Below are 15,453 nucleotides of genomic sequence, written 5' to 3'. Positions count from 1 at the left end.
CCTACCCGGACGCCTACGCCCAGTGGGAGCAGCAGGCCACCGACCTCGTCGCCCAGCACTGGAACAGCTGACCCACACCACAAGCACCCAGCACCCAGCACCCAGCACCCAGCACGGCAACACCACAGCACCACACCGACCACTGGCCGGCACCCCGCAACCCGGGGCGCCGGCCAGCGGCGTTTCTTTGCTCCGAGTGCGCAGATCTTGGACATTTCCCGTTCAGCGCGAACGGAATCTGTCCAAAATCTGCGGGGATACATCACCGCGTGCCGCGCGAGCCAACCGGCAGCGGTCAGAAGAGGACGGTGGCCAGGGTGCCGATCGGCTGGAATCCGCAGCGCTCGTAGACACGGCGGGCCGGGAGGTTGAAATCGTTGACGTACAGGCTGACGGTGGGGGCGACCCGCAGCAGCGCGTCGCGGACCACGGCTGCCATGGCGGCGGTGGCGATCCCCCGGCCTCGCCACTCCGGTGCCACCCAGACGCCCTGGATCTGCGCCGTCCGTTTGGTGACCACGGCCAACTCGGCCTTGAACACGACCTTGCCGTCGATGATGCGGGCGTACGCGCGACCGGTCCGGACCAGGTCGTTGACCCGCCGGCGGTAGCTGCGTCCGCCGTCCTCGGCCAGCGGGGAGACGCCGACCTCCTCGGTGTACATGGCAACCGCCGCCGGGAAGAGCCGGTCGACCTCGCCGGAGCGAACCTGGCGTACCTCCGGATCGGCCGGTACGGGTGGCAGCGTGTCGGTGACCAGCAGTGGCTGATTGGGGCGAACGTCTCGCGCTGGCCCCCACGTTCCGGAAAGGCGGTCCCACAGCCCGAGGACGGCATCGGCCCGGCCGACGATGGAGGAGCAGAGCCGCTCCTCGCCGGCGAGCAGGTCGGCGAAGGCAGCGACCGCTGCGTCACTGGCCAGCACCGGGGTCAGGTTGCCGCCGAGCCAGCAGAGTGACTCGAGGTTGCGGCGAGCCCCGTACCCCAGGATTCTGCCCTCGGCCCGCCACCAGGAGAGTCCGCGCGCGGCGATCCGCTCGGCGACCTGCGCGCCCGCGAACGGGTCATGGTCGAGCAGTCGCTCGACCGCGCGGCGCTCCGATTCCCCCAGTTGGCGTACCGGCACCGTCAGCACGACTATCAGCCTGCCAGATCGACCCCCCGCTCCGCCGGTCGAGTGGCGAGGCCGGCACCGGTTCTGCGGGCCCACTGATCGGCCGGGTCCGCCCGGCCCAGCGGACGACCGGGGGCACCAGGGCTCCGAGCAGGAGAAAAAGGGCACCGAGCACGAGCCAGCCAGGTACGCCCCAGCCGAGCGCGAGGGTGGTCACCACGACCGGTGCGAGCATCTTGCCCAGTTCGTAGCCCATGCCGTACGCCCCCTGGTACTGCCCCTGTGCGTCCGCTGGTGCCAGCCCGAAGGAGATCCCCCAGCCGGCGGCGGAGTGCCACAGCTCCCCGGTGACGTGCGCGAGCGCCCCGAGGCCGAGCAGGCCCACCGCGCCGGCGGTGGGCAGCGCGCCGCTGGCAGCGAAGAGTACGCAGGCCAGGGCGATGGCCACGCCCGCTCGGCGGGCGGCGCGGGCGGCCCCGGGCACTGTGGCGGCGGTATTCGCGGCGCGTACCTGAAGGAGCACGACCAGCACGGTGTTGACCAGCGTCAACGCGGAGATCATCCAGACGGGGGCCCGGGTGTGGCCGGCGATCCACAGCGGCAGGGCGATGGTGAGCAGGCTGAAGTGCATCGACATCAGCCCGTCGACCAGTGTGAAGGCGAGGAACGGGCGGTCCCGTAGGGCGACCAGCCGAGGGCCGTGCGTCGGGGCGGCGACCGGGGCGACGGCGGGCAGACGAAGGAAGACCACCGCTGCGGCCAGTGACGTCGCCGCCGAGGCCAGGATGAGCACGACGTACCCGGTTCGGGTGTCGGCGGCGATGGCGAAGCCGCCGAGGACGGCGCCGACGGAGATCCCGACGTTGGTGGTGGCTCGCAGGTAGGCGCGGGTGCGGACCCGCTGGTCGGCTGGGATCGCGCCGGCGATCAGTGCGCCGCGGGCACCTCGCTCGACCGCGTCGGCAAGCGCGGTGGCCGCTGCCACCAGCACGAACGTGGGGAACGACCGGACGGCGATCAGGCCGATGGTCAGGGTGCCAGCGACGAACAGCGCGCCGACCTGCACGCCGCGTGGGCCGACGCGGTCGGCCAGGTAACCGCTCGGGGCGCTGGCCAACACACCGACCAGGGCCGAGATGGTCAGCCCGATACCTACTTCGGTGGCCGACAGGCCGACCGACCGGGTGAGGAAGAGCGCGCTGGCGACGAGCCAGAGGCCCCGCCCGACGGTCTTGACCAGAGTGCCGAGGGTGAGGACCCGGGCCGGACCCGGCGGGGGAAGCAGGCGCATGACCGACACCTTAACAAGACGTACGTACGGTTTGGTAGATGGGGGTTGTCGGCGATGCATTGCCGATATATCGTTGATGCATCAGCGATAGTCCTAGGGAAGGAAAAACCCGATGAGGTTCCACCGACAGCACCACCCGATGCACGAGGCCCGGATGCGGGGGTTCGGCTTCCCGCCCGGTCCGCACGGTCATGGCCACGAGCACGGCGGCCCCTGGGGCGGCCGGGGCCGTGGACGGGGTCGGGGCCGACGCCCCAACGTCCGAGCGTCCGTGTTGGCCCTGCTCACCGAGCGGCCTATGCACGGCTACGAGATGATCCAGGAGATCGACTCCCGCACCGGCGGTGCGTGGCGGCCGAGCCCGGGCTCGATCTACCCCACCCTCCAGCTACTGGAGGACGAGGGCGTGATCGTCGCCAGCACCGAGGAGTCCGGTGGTGGGCGGAAGCGGTTCACTGTCACCGAGGCCGGTCAGGCGGAGGCCACCGAGGCCGCGCAGACCCCGCCGTGGGCGGACGTCGCCCAGGGCACTGTGAGCAGCTGGCACGACATCCGTGACTCTGGCGCACAGGCGATGAACGCGCTGCGCCAGGTGATGATGAACGGCACCGACGACCAGCGTGAGCGGGCCGCCCAGGTGCTCGACGAGACCCGGCGCAAGCTGTACGCGATCCTCGCCGAATCCGAGTGACGCCAGGCCGCACCACAACGCCAGGCCACCCCAACAGCGCACGATCAGCACGAACGCACAGCGGCCGCTCCCCGCACGGGGAGCGGCCGCTTTTTCCAGATGGAAGATCAGTGCACTGTGACGGTCGGGCCGGTGACCAGCCCGCGCAGCTCCTCGGGGAGTTCGGCGCCCATCTCGTCGGCGATCCGCAGCGCCTCTTCGATCAGGGTTTCGACGATCTGGGCCTCGGGCACCGTCTTGACGACCTGGCCCTTGACGAAGATCTGGCCCTTGCCGTTGCCGGAGGCGACACCGAGGTCGGCTTCCCGGGCCTCGCCCGGACCGTTCACCACGCAGCCCATGACGGCGACCCGCAGCGGCACCGGCAGCCCTTCCAGGCCGGCGGTGACCTCCTCGGCGAGCTTGTAGACGTCCACCTGGGCCCGCCCGCAGGACGGGCACGAGACGATCTCCAGGCCCCGCTCACGCAGACCGAGGGACTCCAGGATCTGGTTGCCGACCTTGATCTCCTCCACCGGCGGGGCGGACAGCGACACCCGGATCGTGTCGCCAATCCCCTCGGCCAGCAGCGCGCCGAACGCGACCGCCGACTTGATGGTGCCCTGGAAGGCTGGCCCGGCCTCGGTGACGCCGAGGTGCAGCGGGTAGTCGCACTGCTCGGCGAGCTGCCGGTACGCCCGGATCATCACGACCGGGTCGTTGTGCTTGACCGAGATCTTGATGTCGCGGAAGCCGTGCTCCTCGAACAGCGAGCACTCCCACAGCGCCGACTCGACAAGCGCTTCGGCGGTGGCCTTGCCGTACTTGCTCAGCAGGCGCTTGTCCAGTGACCCGGCGTTGACGCCGATCCGGATCGGCGTCCCCGCCGCCCCCGCGGCACGAGCGATCTCCTTGACCTTGTCGTCGAACTGCCGGATGTTGCCCGGGTTGACCCGGACCGCCGCGCAGCCGGCGTCGATCGCGGCGAAGACGTACTTGGGCTGGAAGTGGATGTCGGCGATCACCGGGATCTGTGACTTCTTGGCGATCGCGGGCAGCGCCTCGACGTCGTCCTGGGACGGCACCGCCACCCGGACGATCTGGCAGCCGGACGCGGTCAGCTCGGCGATCTGCTGAAGGGTCGCGTTGATGTCGGAGGTGAGGGTCGTGGTCATCGACTGCACGGACACCGGCGCACCACCACCGACCGGAACCGAACCGACCATGATCTGGCGGCTGGCCCGACGGGGAGCGAGCGGCGGGGGCGGCACGGCGGGCATACCGAGACTGATAGCTGTCACTTCAGGCACTCACCTTGAGAAGAGCGTGATGGGGTTGACGACGTCCGCGGCGATGGTCAGCAGCGTGAACGCGCCACCGATCAGGATCACCACGTACGTGAAGGGCATCAGTTTGAGGTAGTCCACCCGGCCGGGGTCGGCCCGGCCGATCCGCGCGTAGACCCAGGAGCGGGCCCGTTCGAACCAGGCGATGGCGATGTGGCCGCCGTCCACCGGGAGCAGCGGCAGCAGGTTGAACACGCCGATGAAGAAGTTCAGCGACACGAAGAGCATGAAGAAGACCAGCCAGGCGTTGTTCTCGACCGCCTCCCCGCCGAGTCGGCTTGCGCCGACCACGCTGATCGGGGTGTCGACGTCGCGCTCGCCGCCGGTGAGGGCGGTCCACAGGGCGGGGACCTTCTGCGGGAGGCGCTGGAGCGCCTGGGCGGTGCCGACGGCCAGTTGACCGGTGAAGTCGGCGGTGGCGCCGAAGGCGCCGACCGGGCCGTACGTCACACGGGTTGGGGTGCTGGGGACGAGCCCGACGCCGAGCGCGGCCACCGGCGCGGCGGCACCTGTCGGGTTGTCCAGCGGCGGACGCTGGGTCTGCGCGAGCACCGTGCTGGTGGTGCCCGGCTGCCCGTCGCGGACGTACGCGATCTGCGCGTTGTCGCCCGGCTTGAGCCCGCGCAGCGTGGTGAGCAGGTCGCCGTAGGAGTTGATCGGGGTGCCGTTGACCGAGGTGATCCGGTCGCCGTTGCGCAGTTGCGCCTGGGCTGCCGGGCTGGCCGCGTCGGCGGGGGTGCACGCCCGCACCGCGTTCTCCGGAACCACGCACTCACTGAGCTGGATGACGGCGGGCTCCTGGCGGGCCTGCGCGTCGGTGGTCGGGAAGTCGGGGTTGGGCAGGCCGGCGGAGACGGCGAGGATCCAGATGGTGACCAGAGCGAGCGCGAAGTGCGTGATCGACCCGGCGGCCATCACGATCGTCCGCTTCCAGACCGGGTAGCGCCACATCACCCGCGACTCGTCGCCCGGCTCGACGTCGTCGTCCTGCGGCGTCATCCCGACGATCTTGCAGAAGCCACCGAGGGGGATGCCCTTGAGGCCGTACTCCGTCTCACCCCGCCGGAACGACCAGATGGTGGGGCCGAAACCGACGAAGTACTTCGTGACCTTCATCCCGAACGCCTTGGCGGTCAGCAGGTGACCCGCCTCGTGCAGGCTCACCGAGATGAGAATGGCCAGGGCGAAGAGGACCACCCCGAGCAGGTACGACATCAAGCTCCTTCCACCGAACCCGCGATGATCTCCTGCGCGTGCGCGCGTGCCCACGACTCGGCCGCGAGCACGTCCTCGACGGTACCTGGTTCGTCGAAGTCCGGAGCCTCCTCCAACACGCGTTCGAGGGTGTCGACGATGCCGAGGAACGGCAGCCGGCCCGCCACGAACGCGGCCACGCACTCCTCGTTCGCCGCGTTGTAGATCGCCGGCCGGCAGCGCCCGGTCTCCCCGGCGGCCTTGGCCAGGGCGACGGCCGGGAACGCCTCGTCGTCGAGCGGCGCGAACTCCCAGGTGTGCGCGGCCGTCCAGTCGACGGCGGTGGCCGCCTCCGGCACCCGGTCGGGCCAGCCGATGCCGAGCGCGATCGGCAGCCGCATGTCCGGTGGGCTGGCCTGGGCGATCGTCGACCCGTCGACGAACTCGACCATCGAGTGGATCACCGACTGCGGGTGCACCATCACTGTGATGTCGGCGTAGGGCACGTCGAACAGCTCGTGCGCCTCGATCACCTCCAGCGCCTTGTTGACCATGGTGGCTGAGTTGATCGTGACGACCGGCCCCATGTTCCAGGTCGGGTGTGCGAGCGCCTGCTCGGGTGTGACCTGCGTCAACTCGTCGCGCCGTCGGCCCCGGAACGGGCCGCCGCTGGCCGTGACGATCAGCCGACGCACCTCACCGCGCGAACCGGAGCGCAGGCACTGGGCCAGCGCCGAGTGCTCCGAGTCGACCGGGACGATCTGCCCCGGCCGCGTCACCGCGGCCCTGACCAGCGGGCCGCCGGCAACGAGGGACTCCTTGTTGGCCAACGCGAGAGTACGACCACCGCGCAGCGCGGCCAGCGTAGGAGCGAGGCCCAGCGAGCCGACCACCCCGTTGAGCACGATGTCGCACGGCCACTGGGCCAGCTCGGTCATGGCATCGGGCCCGGCCACGATCTTGGGAAGCTTGAAGTCACCGGTGGCCCATCCGCGCCGGCTCGCCTCGGCGTAGAACGCGAGTTGCAGGTCCTGCGCGGCGGACGCCTTGGCCACTCCGACCGCCTCGACGCCCAGTTCGAGGGCCTGCGCGGCGAGCAGCTCGACGTTGCCGCCACCGGCGCCCACGGCGACCACTCGGAACCGGTCCGGGTTGCGCCGGACGATGTCGATGGCCTGGGTGCCGATCGAGCCGGTGGACCCGAGCAGAACGAGGTCGCGGGGGGAAGTCACCCGGCCATTCTTCCCCACCCCCGCTGCACGTCTGCTGGGAGCCTCAGCCCTCCCCCTCCGACGCTTCCGCCTCGTCCAGCAACTCGGCCGGGTCGATCGAGAAATCGAACGGCTCGCGCATCGCGAAGGTGCTCCCTGCCGCAGCGGCGGCCAACGGGCGGTACTCCCCGTCGACCAGCTCCAACAGCGCCATGGTCGGCACCCGGTTGCGCAGGTCCACCCGGAGGAAGAACGGCACCCCGACGGCGGCGTACTCCCTGGGCCTGTCGATCACGTCCTTACGCCGATTTCCGGGAGACACGATCTCCCCCAACAACACCGCCTGCCCGATGCTCATCGCCGTTCGCCCGCCGCCGGGGACCTTCAGCACGGCGATGTCCGGAATGAACAGGTCGTCATCCGAGACGACGTTCACCTCGTGATAGAGCCACAGCCGTGCCCGGCGGGCGGCCTGCTTCAGCAGGTAGCCGAGTTCCCGTTGAACCGTCCGCCGATCGAGGTCGGAACCCGGCGTGATCACGACACAGCCGCGCAGCACCTCCACCCGTGGACCGCTGTTCTCGGGCAGAAGGTCAAGCGCGGCGCCCGCCGTCCACGCATCGCTGCGGCGGCCCAACACTTCAAACGACTTCGCGGGCACGTCGCAACAATGGCAGGGCCCGGCTCATGGCCAACGGACATGGGGTGTGGCTTCGTGGCGCTGACGTTGGCGTTCCGCTCAAGCAGGGCGAAATGCAGGATGACTTTCTCCGGAGTCGCCTGCACCGAGATGGCGCGCATGGTGACGGGGATCAGGCCGAGTGCAGCCTGCACCGTGTCGAGCACGAGCGTTGACGCGCGCCAGGCGAGACTGCATCGCTGCACACCGCCCTCCATCGGCTGAAAACCGCAACGGCCCTTGGCAGGCTGTTCCGTCAGGCTTCGCCGGTGAAACGGCCAGCGGCCTGGACGAAGGCGGTCCAGACCGAGGGAGTGAAGGTCAGCACCGGCCCTTGCCGGTCCTTGCTGTCGCGCACGCCGACCGTCTCGGCGAACCCGGCCACCTCGACGCAGTTGCCGTCGCCGCCGGACCGGGTCGACTTGCGCCAGACTCCGTCACGCACCATCGGTCATCTCCTTCGCTATCGCCGCAACCAGCTCGCGGGACTCGATCGGGCTCAGCGCCCGTTCCCCGAGTGAGCGCCATACGGTCTCGTAGACCTCGATTTCGTGGGCCTTGTCAAGGTAGACCGCGCCGCAGGGACCGTCCATGTAGATCGTGGTTGGCTCCGGCTCCCGCACGTCAGTCGGGAAGTCGAGCATGGTGAAGGTGCCAGACGATGCCCAACGGAACAGCCCGGCAGCCAGCGGTAGCACCCGCAGGCTGATGTTGTGCCGCTCGCTCGTCACCACCAGGGCATCCAGTTGCCGGACCATCGCCGCTCGGTCGCGCAGCGGCCGACGCAGCACGGATTCGTTCAGGATCACGTCGAGATGCGGGGCTCGGGGCACCGCGCGGGCCAGCAACCGCTGCCGACGCAGCCGGATGTCCACCCGAGCCTTGCGCTCCGCCTCGCCGAGCTGCGGGTGGTCGGTGGCGATCACCTCGGTCATGCACTCGACCGTCTGCAGCAGACCGGGTACCAGGTTCGCTTCGTAGTGGCGGATACGGGTGGCGGCGGCTTCCAGGCCGACGTACAGCTTGAACCAGTCCTTTATCGCTTCGCCGTAGCTGTGCCACCAGCCGTGCGCCTTGGTCTCGCGGGCCAGCGCCCGCATCGTCTCGATCGTCTCCGGGGACGCGCCGTAGACGCGGCACATGGCCGCCACGTCGTTCGGGTGCATGGGGACCTGACCGGTTTCGTAGCGCCAGATCCGGGGTGCCGACCATTCCAATTCCTTGGCCGCCGCGGTAACCGTCACATAGGCATTTTCGCGAAGCTCTCTCAGGTATCTGCCGAGCTGCCTCCGTGGGACTGTGCTGCCGGAGTCGTCCACGTCATCTCCCTGGCTGTCGTCGCGTAAGACACCTCGCCCCTTGGTCCGCATTCTGCCGTGAAAGATTGCGTTGGGCCAGCAGTGAAACGACCATCGTGGAAAGGCACAACAACTCGGAGCGGTCACTCTCGTGAGCGGTATACCTCAGAGTCATATTTATACCTACGAGGTATACCGCTCATCGAGAGGTCGCCGCCCGGACGGGAGGACCATGGACCCCATCGATGACCTACCGCTGCCGCCCTACCTGACCACGGAGGACGTCGTGTTCGCGCTGAGGGCGGTCACCGTGCACGCCCCCGAGCGGCCCGACGGTGAGCGTTGCCGCAAGGACCAGGCAACACACCCGTGCCGGCTGCACCGCTGGGGCCGTCGCGTCCTGGAGCGGCGCGGCCTGACCGACGAGCAGGTACAGATGTTGATCGCTGGAGGATCGGTGGCATTGCGATGAGCCGCCGCGTCCGGGGAGCACCCGACAACCGGGGGCCGCGATGACCGCGCCGCGGTGGATCATCCACCTGCCGACCACGCTGACCAGCCTCGACGAGGTCACCGCCCTGGCCGTGGCGCTGCGCGACTCGCTCGGCCATCTCAGCACCATCGACTTCGGCGAGACGACGCTCAGCGAGGAGGACGCGCAGTTCCTGCGTACCCGAGTGTTTTGTGACACCAACCTCGACGGTGCCGGTCGCTGCCGGCGACCCGACGCCCACGACGGACCCTGCGCGGCAGTGCCCAACACGGAAGTCGGGGTGTCCTCGACATCCGGACACCCCGACTTCACTCAAACCGTGTTGATCAGGGAGTGATGACGAACTGCGAGCCCGGCTGGATGACGATGTTGCCGTCGGCCGAGTTGGTGATTGTCACGTTGGTCAGGTTGGCGTTGCCGCGCGCGCCGCTCATCGCGAGGATGCCGGCACCGTTGACGGACCTGTCGATCCGCACGTTGGTGATCGCGAGGTTCGGTATGTTGCCGCCACCGTTCTTGAACTGGATGCCGTCGTACGTGGAGTCGATGATGTCGGTGTCCCGGATCGTGACCCCGACGATGTCCCTGGTGGCCGGGAAGATCGTGATGGCACCGAACTCCTGGTCCTCGTTCCAGAAGGCGCCGCCGGTGCGGTAGAGCCCGTTGTTGGCGATCAGCGTCGTGCCGGAGAACGGCAGCGGGTCGTGGTCGGTCGCCAGCATGATGCCCGGGTAGTTGGCGGTGTCGTAGATCAGGTTGTTCTCGATCGAGTTGTCGTAGCCGCCGTAGATGGCGATGCCGTTGGCCCGCCAGGGCAACTGGATGGTGTTGTTGACGAAGTGGTTGTCGTGGGCGATGTCGACGTTGCGGTCCTTGACGTACGGGTTGGCCCAGACGGCGAGCGCGTCGTCACCGGTGGTGCGGAAGGACGAGTTGAACACCCGCGAGTTGCGCGTGCCGTTGCTGAAGTTGATGCCGTCGGCGTACGTGTTGCGGATCCGCATCCCGGTGAACTCCAGCCCGTCGGCCGGCCCCCACAGGTCGGGGATGTTGTCGTAGTCGCGACCCACCCAGGCGCCCACGTTGGCGTGCTCGATCCAGACGTTGCTGATCTTCGTGCCGGCGCCGAAGCGACCGTTCAGACCGACGCCACCCTCGGCGTTGCCGTCACCGCCGCGGATCCGACCCGAGCCGAAGATGGCGATGTCGGAGATCTGGGTGTTCTTGTCGATGTCGAAGCCGAAGTTGCCCTCGTGCGGGTGGTTGATGCCGCCCACCACGTTCTGCGGCTCGGTCAGTGTGTAGAGCTGCGAGTGCCACATCCCGGCGCCCCGGATCGTGACGTTGCTGATGCCGACCTGGTTGTGCATGCCCCGGTTCAGCGGGTCGTCGGTCAGGATCTTCTGCTCCTGCCGCCACTGCCCGGCGGGGATCCAGACGCAGCTGATGACCCCGTTCTGGTCGTCGGTCACCGCCCGCTGGATGGCGGCGGTGTCGTCGAGCCCGTCGTTCGGGACCGCACCGTACGAGGTGATCGAGGTGCAGCCGGCCGGCTGGCTCGCCGCCGGCGCCACCTGCTCCAGATCGATCATGTCGATGACGTAGAAGGAGGCGCTGTCACCCGAGTCGCGCTGCAACTTGAACCGGGTGCCGGCCGGGTACGACTGCGCCAACAGCGCGTTCGACTCGTCGAAGAGCCGCCGGGCGTCGGCCTGCGGGGTGTTGGTCAGCGCCTCCGGCCCGTCGGTGTTGCCGTAGAGCCAGCTGTGCTTCGACGACAACGTCAGCTTCCGGGAGAAGACGTCGTTGACGTAGAGGCTGATGGTCGCCTCGATGCCGCCACCACCCGGAGCGTCCGGGATGGAGTTACGCACCACGATCGAGTTGGCCTGGTTGGCCGAGGTGAACTCGACGAACTGGCCGGTGCTGGTGAGGCGTACCGACTTGCGACCCGAGGACTCGCTGGCGAAGTTGGTGTGCCCGAAGGTCCGCAGCGGGTCGGCCTCCAGCAGCGTGCCCTGGTAACGGCCGGCCTCCGCCTCGTACGAGACGTACGGGCCGGCTGCTCCACGACCGACCACTATCGACTGGCTGAACGCGTTGTTGGTCTCGTTGGTCTCGGTGACCACGTTCGTGGCGTCGGCGGTGGCGGTGATGGTGGCGCCGCCGCTGGTGGCGGTCCAGCTACCGCTGACGGCCACGGTGACCGTCGCGCCGGCGGCGATGGAGGCGGTGTTGGTGTTGAGCGTGGTGCTGCCCGCCACCAGCCGGGTGACGGTGGTCGCCCCGGTCGCGGTGGTGCCCCGGTTGCGAACGGTCACGGTGAAGGTGACGGACGCCCCGACGGCCGGGTTCGGCGGGTTCGAGGCGATGCTGAGCACCTGGACGTCGGGGCCCGGGGCCTGCGCCACCACCAGCGGCGACGCCGCGGTGCGGCTGTTGTTGCCGTTGTTCTGCTCGACGATCGTGTTCGCCGGGTCGACCACCGCCGAGACGGCGTAGCTGCCCATCGGCCGCGTACCGGCGTTGAACGACACGGTGGTCGAGGCGCCCGCGGCGAGCGTGCCCACCGAGGCGCTGCCGACGACCGCGCCGGCCAGGCTGAAGTTCACTGTGGTCGCGCCGGCGGCGGCCGACCCGACGTTCTGCACCACTGCCGAGAGGGTGACCGGGGAGACCTCGCTGGGCGACGTGGGCGACCAGGTCACCGAGCTGACGACCAGGTCCGGGTTGGGCGCCGGGGTGCCGCACACCTCAAGCTCGGCCACCTGGCCGGACGGGGCACCGGTGTTGCCGGTGAACCGCAACTGCACGTCAGCGGTGGTCGTGCTGACCGGGATGGTCACCAGGTTGGTGCCCTGGGCGAACTGGTAGGTCGCCGCCGACACCAGACTGGTGTACGCGGACGACGCCTGGTCGCGGCCGAGGACCTGGATGGTCTGGGTACGGGTGCCCCAGGCCGGGTCCGGGTTGAGCTTCACCGTGACACCGGAGATGGAGTGGTTCGCGCCCAGCGCCACTGTCAGGTTCTGCGGGTAGCTCGCCGCACCCTCCCAGTAGGTGGTGAGCTGCCCGTCGTTCGCCTTGTCCGGGGTGAAGCTGAAGGTGGAGCCGCTCGCCGTCATGCTCTTGCCCGCCGCCACGTTGGTGCAGGCGGGCGGGTTGCTGCCGGTCCGGGTGACGGTGTTGCTGTTTCCGGAGAGGTTGCCGGCGCCGTCGCGGGCCCGGACGTGGTACGACACGGTCGCCGTCGCCGGTTGGGTGTCCTGGTAGGTGAGGACGGTGCCCAGCGTGGCGATCAGGCTGCCGCCCCGGTAGACGTTGTAGCCGGCGAGCCCGCTGCCACCGGAGTCGGTGGAGGCCCCCCAGTTGAGCGTGATCGTGCTGCCCGACGTGCTGTGCGACAGCGTCCCCGGGACGCTCGGCGCTGTGGTGTCACCGCTGCCGGTACGGGTCACAGTGTTGCTGTTGCCGGAGATGTTGCCGGCGACGTCACGCGCCCGGACGTGGTACGACACGGTCGCCGTGGCCGGCTGGGTGTCGTTGAAGGTGGTCACGTTGCCGATGGACTGGAGGAACGCGCCGTTGCGGTAGACGTCGTAGCCGGCGATGCCGCTGCCGCCCGCGTTGTCTGTCGACGCGACCCAGTTGAGGCTGATGGTGGTGCCCGACTGGGTGTACGAGAGGTTGCCGGGGACGCTCGGCGCCGTGGTGTCGGGGGTGGTGCCGCCGCTGCCGTACACCTCCAGCTCGGAGAGTTGCCCGGCCGGCCAGCCGCTGTTGGCGGTGATGGTGATCCGGACGTAGCGCGTGGAGGTCGAGCTGAAGTTGATCGTGGCGGTGCTGCCGCTCGCCGGGTTGAAGGTGTACGTCTGCGACCCGACCAGGTCGGTGAAGGACGAACCGTTGGTGCTGCCCCGCACGCTCAGCGTCTGCGTCCGGGTCCCCCAACCGGAGGTCGGCAGCTTCAGCACTACCTGGTTGACGCTCTGCGATGAGCCGAGATCGACCTGCACCCACTGCGGGAACGCGTTGTTGACGCTCTCCCAGTAGCTGCCCGCGTTGCCGTCGACGACCTTCGACGAGTCGTAGACGTCGGCGTGGCCGCTCTCCTGGGTGGGACGGCCCTGGGCGAGGTTGGTGGCCGCCGGGGCGAAGCTGGTGCTCGGTGCGGCCGCCGGATCGGCCGGGCGGACGGCGGCGGCCGGGTTCGCGAGGGCTGTCGCCCCGGCCGTCGCGATCAGCGCGGCGGCGGCCGTGGCCGCCACCATCCTGAACAGATTCGTTCGTCTCATCACTGTCCTTGTCGTCGGGGGACGGTTGCCGCGGTGGCTGGACCACGGGGGTGGGGGTGCGGCGGTGCAGCGCCGGCCGACGCGAGAGGGCCGGTGTCGAGAGAGACGGGGTGGTACGGGCGGCGCGGGGGCGCCGCCCGTCCTGCAAAACACCAGATGGGTACGACCATCAACGGGCCTCCCCAGGAGGCCCGTTGAATCTTCCGAGAGCATGCACAGAACCGTGCATGTCTTTGTCTAAATCTTGCGTTACTTTGACCCAAAGGTTACTGACGTGCTACGGGAGCGTCAACACTTCGACCACCGTGACTATTGACGGACTTGTCTGCCCTGAGGGCCGCCGCCCGCGCTGACCTGCCCACGAATTCGGGGAAGGTGCCGCCTCCTGACTACTGGAGGCCACACCTTCCCCGAAGTTGCGCGGATCTTGCGTCAGGTCGTACGGGAACGATCAGGCATCTGGTGCCGTCAGCACGAAGGTCTCCACCAGCTCCCCGCCGTACCAGTCCGTGCGCTGACCGACATGGCTCATGCCCAGCCTCCGAGCGACAGCCATCGACGGCTCGTTGCTCGGCGACACGACCGCGTAGATCTCCCGGGTACCGGCGGCGAACTCCCGGGCCACCGCCGCGCGCGCCGCCTCGGTGGCGTAGCCGTGACCCCACGCGTCCGGGTGCAGGTGCCAGCCCACCTCGATGTCGTCGGTCCGGCGCGACTCGTCGCGCCCCGGCAGCGGCTTGAGCAACAGAGTGCCCACCACCTGACCCGTCTCGCGTACCTCGATCGCCCAGGTGCCGTACCGGCCGCCGTCGGCGGCGTGCCGCTCCTGCCAGATCCCCAGCCGCTCGGCGGCCTGGGCCGGGTTGGTCATCGGCAGACCCGACGCCACGCCCAGATATCGGCTGATCTCGGGACGCGAGTAGATGTCGTAGATCCGGACCAGATCGGCCGGATCGTCGGTCCAATCGCGCAGGATCAGGCGTTCGGTGGTGAGAACAGTCATGACCGGCGATCTTAAGGAGTGACGGCCGCGACGACAGGGAAGGAGGACCCGATGGGCAACGGATGGCAGCGCGCGAAACGGATCACCAGTGCCGCGTTCCGTCCGGTGCGCGGACGGGACCTGTCGCTGCACGCCGCCGCCATCACCTTCTACGGGGCGATCGCCGTGGTGCCGGTCGCCCTGCTGGCGATCTGGCTCACCGCACTGGTGGCCGGGGCCGACCGGGTACGCCGGCTCACCTCGTACGCCGTGGAGGCCCTGCCCACCGCGATCGGCGCGCCCCGGGCGGTGGAGGCGCTGGTCGACGCCGGGGTGGGGTTGACCCCGCTGCTGGCGCTGGCCTCCCTGCTGCCCGCCTCCCTGTACGGCGAGGGCCTGCGCCGGGCGTTCGTCTCGGTGGCCGCGCCCCGCTCCGACGAGCACCTGGTCGGCTGGCGGGGCCGGCTCCTGCTGCTGCCGCTGCTCGCGCCGGCGCCCGCGCTGCTGCTGTCGATCCTGCTGGCGCTCCCACTCACCACCCGCCTCGTACGCCAGGGCGGTTGGCTCGGCGTGCTCGGCGTGGTGCTGTCGTTCCTGGCGGTCTGGCTGGTGCTCACGCCGGTGCTGGTGTGGGTGTTCCGGGTCGTCGGACCGGCCTCACCGGACTGGCTCTGCACCCTCGGGGTCGGGTCGTTCACCGCGGCGAACCTGTCCGGATTCCTGCACGGCTTCGTGCTCTTCGCCTCGCTCCCGCTGGACCTGGGAGTGCCCTTCGGCGGCTTCGACGAGATCGGCGCCGGCGTGGCCGTCCTCCTCTGGCTCTATCTGTTCCACGTGATCGTCCTCGCCGGCTACTCCGCCACCCTGGCCCTCTCGAACT

The 15,453-nt window shown here is 69.4% G+C and carries 14 protein-coding genes; 4 read left to right on the top strand and 10 right to left on the bottom strand.

Annotation, left to right across the window (positions count from 1 at the left end):
• Positions 1–295: 295 nt before the first annotated feature.
• Together KBX08_RS30435 and KBX08_RS30430 are read right to left on the bottom strand one after the other, a co-directional pair.
• Entirely contained in the window at positions 296–1,135 is an 840-nt protein-coding gene (locus tag KBX08_RS30435) for a DUF4081 domain-containing GNAT family N-acetyltransferase (RefSeq protein ID WP_210787032.1), read from the bottom strand.
• Positions 1,065–2,405 carry an MFS transporter gene (locus KBX08_RS30430; RefSeq protein WP_210787030.1) on the bottom strand — a complete coding sequence of 447 codons (1,341 nt, stop codon included), beginning with the start codon at positions 2,403–2,405 and terminating at the stop codon, positions 1,065–1,067. Before KBX08_RS30430 ends, KBX08_RS30435 begins: the two co-directional genes overlap by 71 nt.
• A gap of 112 nt (positions 2,406–2,517) precedes the next feature.
• On the opposite strand from KBX08_RS30430, the gene KBX08_RS30425 reads away from it, so the two are divergent.
• Complete coding sequence (locus tag KBX08_RS30425) at positions 2,518–3,096, top strand: PadR family transcriptional regulator (RefSeq protein WP_210787028.1); 579 nt, start codon at positions 2,518–2,520, stop codon at positions 3,094–3,096.
• A 107-nt stretch (positions 3,097–3,203) separates the two neighbouring features.
• Here the strand turns inward: KBX08_RS30425 and ispG are convergent, their stop codons facing one another.
• The 6 genes from ispG to KBX08_RS30395 form a co-directional block, all read right to left on the bottom strand.
• On the bottom strand, positions 3,204–4,376 hold the full coding sequence (ispG, locus tag KBX08_RS30420; protein ID WP_210787026.1) for a flavodoxin-dependent (E)-4-hydroxy-3-methylbut-2-enyl-diphosphate synthase: 1,173 nt from the start codon (positions 4,374–4,376) through the stop codon (positions 3,204–3,206).
• Between the two features lie 9 nt (positions 4,377–4,385).
• The gene (locus KBX08_RS30415; protein ID WP_210787024.1) at positions 4,386–5,636 is read right to left on the bottom strand and encodes an RIP metalloprotease; all 1,251 of its coding nucleotides are present in this window, start codon (positions 5,634–5,636) and stop codon (positions 4,386–4,388) included.
• A complete protein-coding gene (dxr, locus tag KBX08_RS30410; RefSeq protein ID WP_210787022.1) occupies positions 5,636–6,847 on the bottom strand; it encodes a 1-deoxy-D-xylulose-5-phosphate reductoisomerase in 1,212 nt (403 codons plus the stop codon). Before dxr ends, KBX08_RS30415 begins: the two co-directional genes overlap by 1 nt.
• Before the next feature lie 43 nt (positions 6,848–6,890).
• Positions 6,891–7,487 (bottom strand): Uma2 family endonuclease, encoded by a 597-nt coding sequence (locus KBX08_RS30405; protein ID WP_210787020.1) that lies wholly within the window; start codon positions 7,485–7,487, stop codon positions 6,891–6,893.
• Positions 7,488–7,761: 274 nt separating this feature from the next.
• Positions 7,762–7,953: a DUF397 domain-containing protein gene (locus KBX08_RS30400; RefSeq protein ID WP_210787018.1), complete on the bottom strand. Its 192-nt coding sequence runs from the start codon at positions 7,951–7,953 to the stop codon at positions 7,762–7,764.
• The gene (locus KBX08_RS30395) at positions 7,943–8,824 is read right to left on the bottom strand and encodes a helix-turn-helix transcriptional regulator (RefSeq protein ID WP_210787017.1); all 882 of its coding nucleotides are present in this window, start codon (positions 8,822–8,824) and stop codon (positions 7,943–7,945) included. Before KBX08_RS30395 ends, KBX08_RS30400 begins: the two co-directional genes overlap by 11 nt.
• A gap of 211 nt (positions 8,825–9,035) precedes the next feature.
• Here KBX08_RS30395 and KBX08_RS30390 point away from each other — a divergent pair, with 211 nt between their 5' ends.
• Entirely contained in the window at positions 9,036–9,275 is a 240-nt protein-coding gene (locus KBX08_RS30390) for a hypothetical protein (RefSeq protein WP_210787015.1), read from the top strand.
• 40 nt (positions 9,276–9,315) lie between these two features.
• Positions 9,316–9,633, top strand: a complete 318-nt coding sequence (locus KBX08_RS30385) for a hypothetical protein (protein WP_247670332.1) — start codon at positions 9,316–9,318, stop codon at positions 9,631–9,633.
• Here the strand turns inward: KBX08_RS30385 and KBX08_RS30380 are convergent.
• Positions 9,623–13,591 carry a CARDB domain-containing protein gene (locus KBX08_RS30380; RefSeq protein ID WP_210787007.1) on the bottom strand — a complete coding sequence of 1,323 codons (3,969 nt, stop codon included), beginning with the start codon at positions 13,589–13,591 and terminating at the stop codon, positions 9,623–9,625. The two genes, KBX08_RS30385 and KBX08_RS30380, sit on opposite strands and share 11 nt — an antisense overlap.
• A gap of 451 nt (positions 13,592–14,042) precedes the next feature.
• Complete coding sequence (locus KBX08_RS30375) at positions 14,043–14,594, bottom strand: GNAT family N-acetyltransferase (protein ID WP_210787006.1); 552 nt, start codon at positions 14,592–14,594, stop codon at positions 14,043–14,045.
• A gap of 51 nt (positions 14,595–14,645) precedes the next feature.
• Here KBX08_RS30375 and KBX08_RS30370 point away from each other — a divergent pair.
• Positions 14,646–15,453: YhjD/YihY/BrkB family envelope integrity protein (locus KBX08_RS30370; RefSeq protein ID WP_210787004.1), on the top strand; the 808-nt coding region annotated here is incomplete at its 3' end.

The sequence above is a fragment of the Micromonospora sp. H61 genome, assembly GCF_018070325.1.
Lineage (GTDB): Bacteria > Actinomycetota > Actinomycetes > Mycobacteriales > Micromonosporaceae > Micromonospora > Micromonospora salmantinae.
This window is presented reverse-complemented; position numbering and strand designations above follow the sequence as displayed.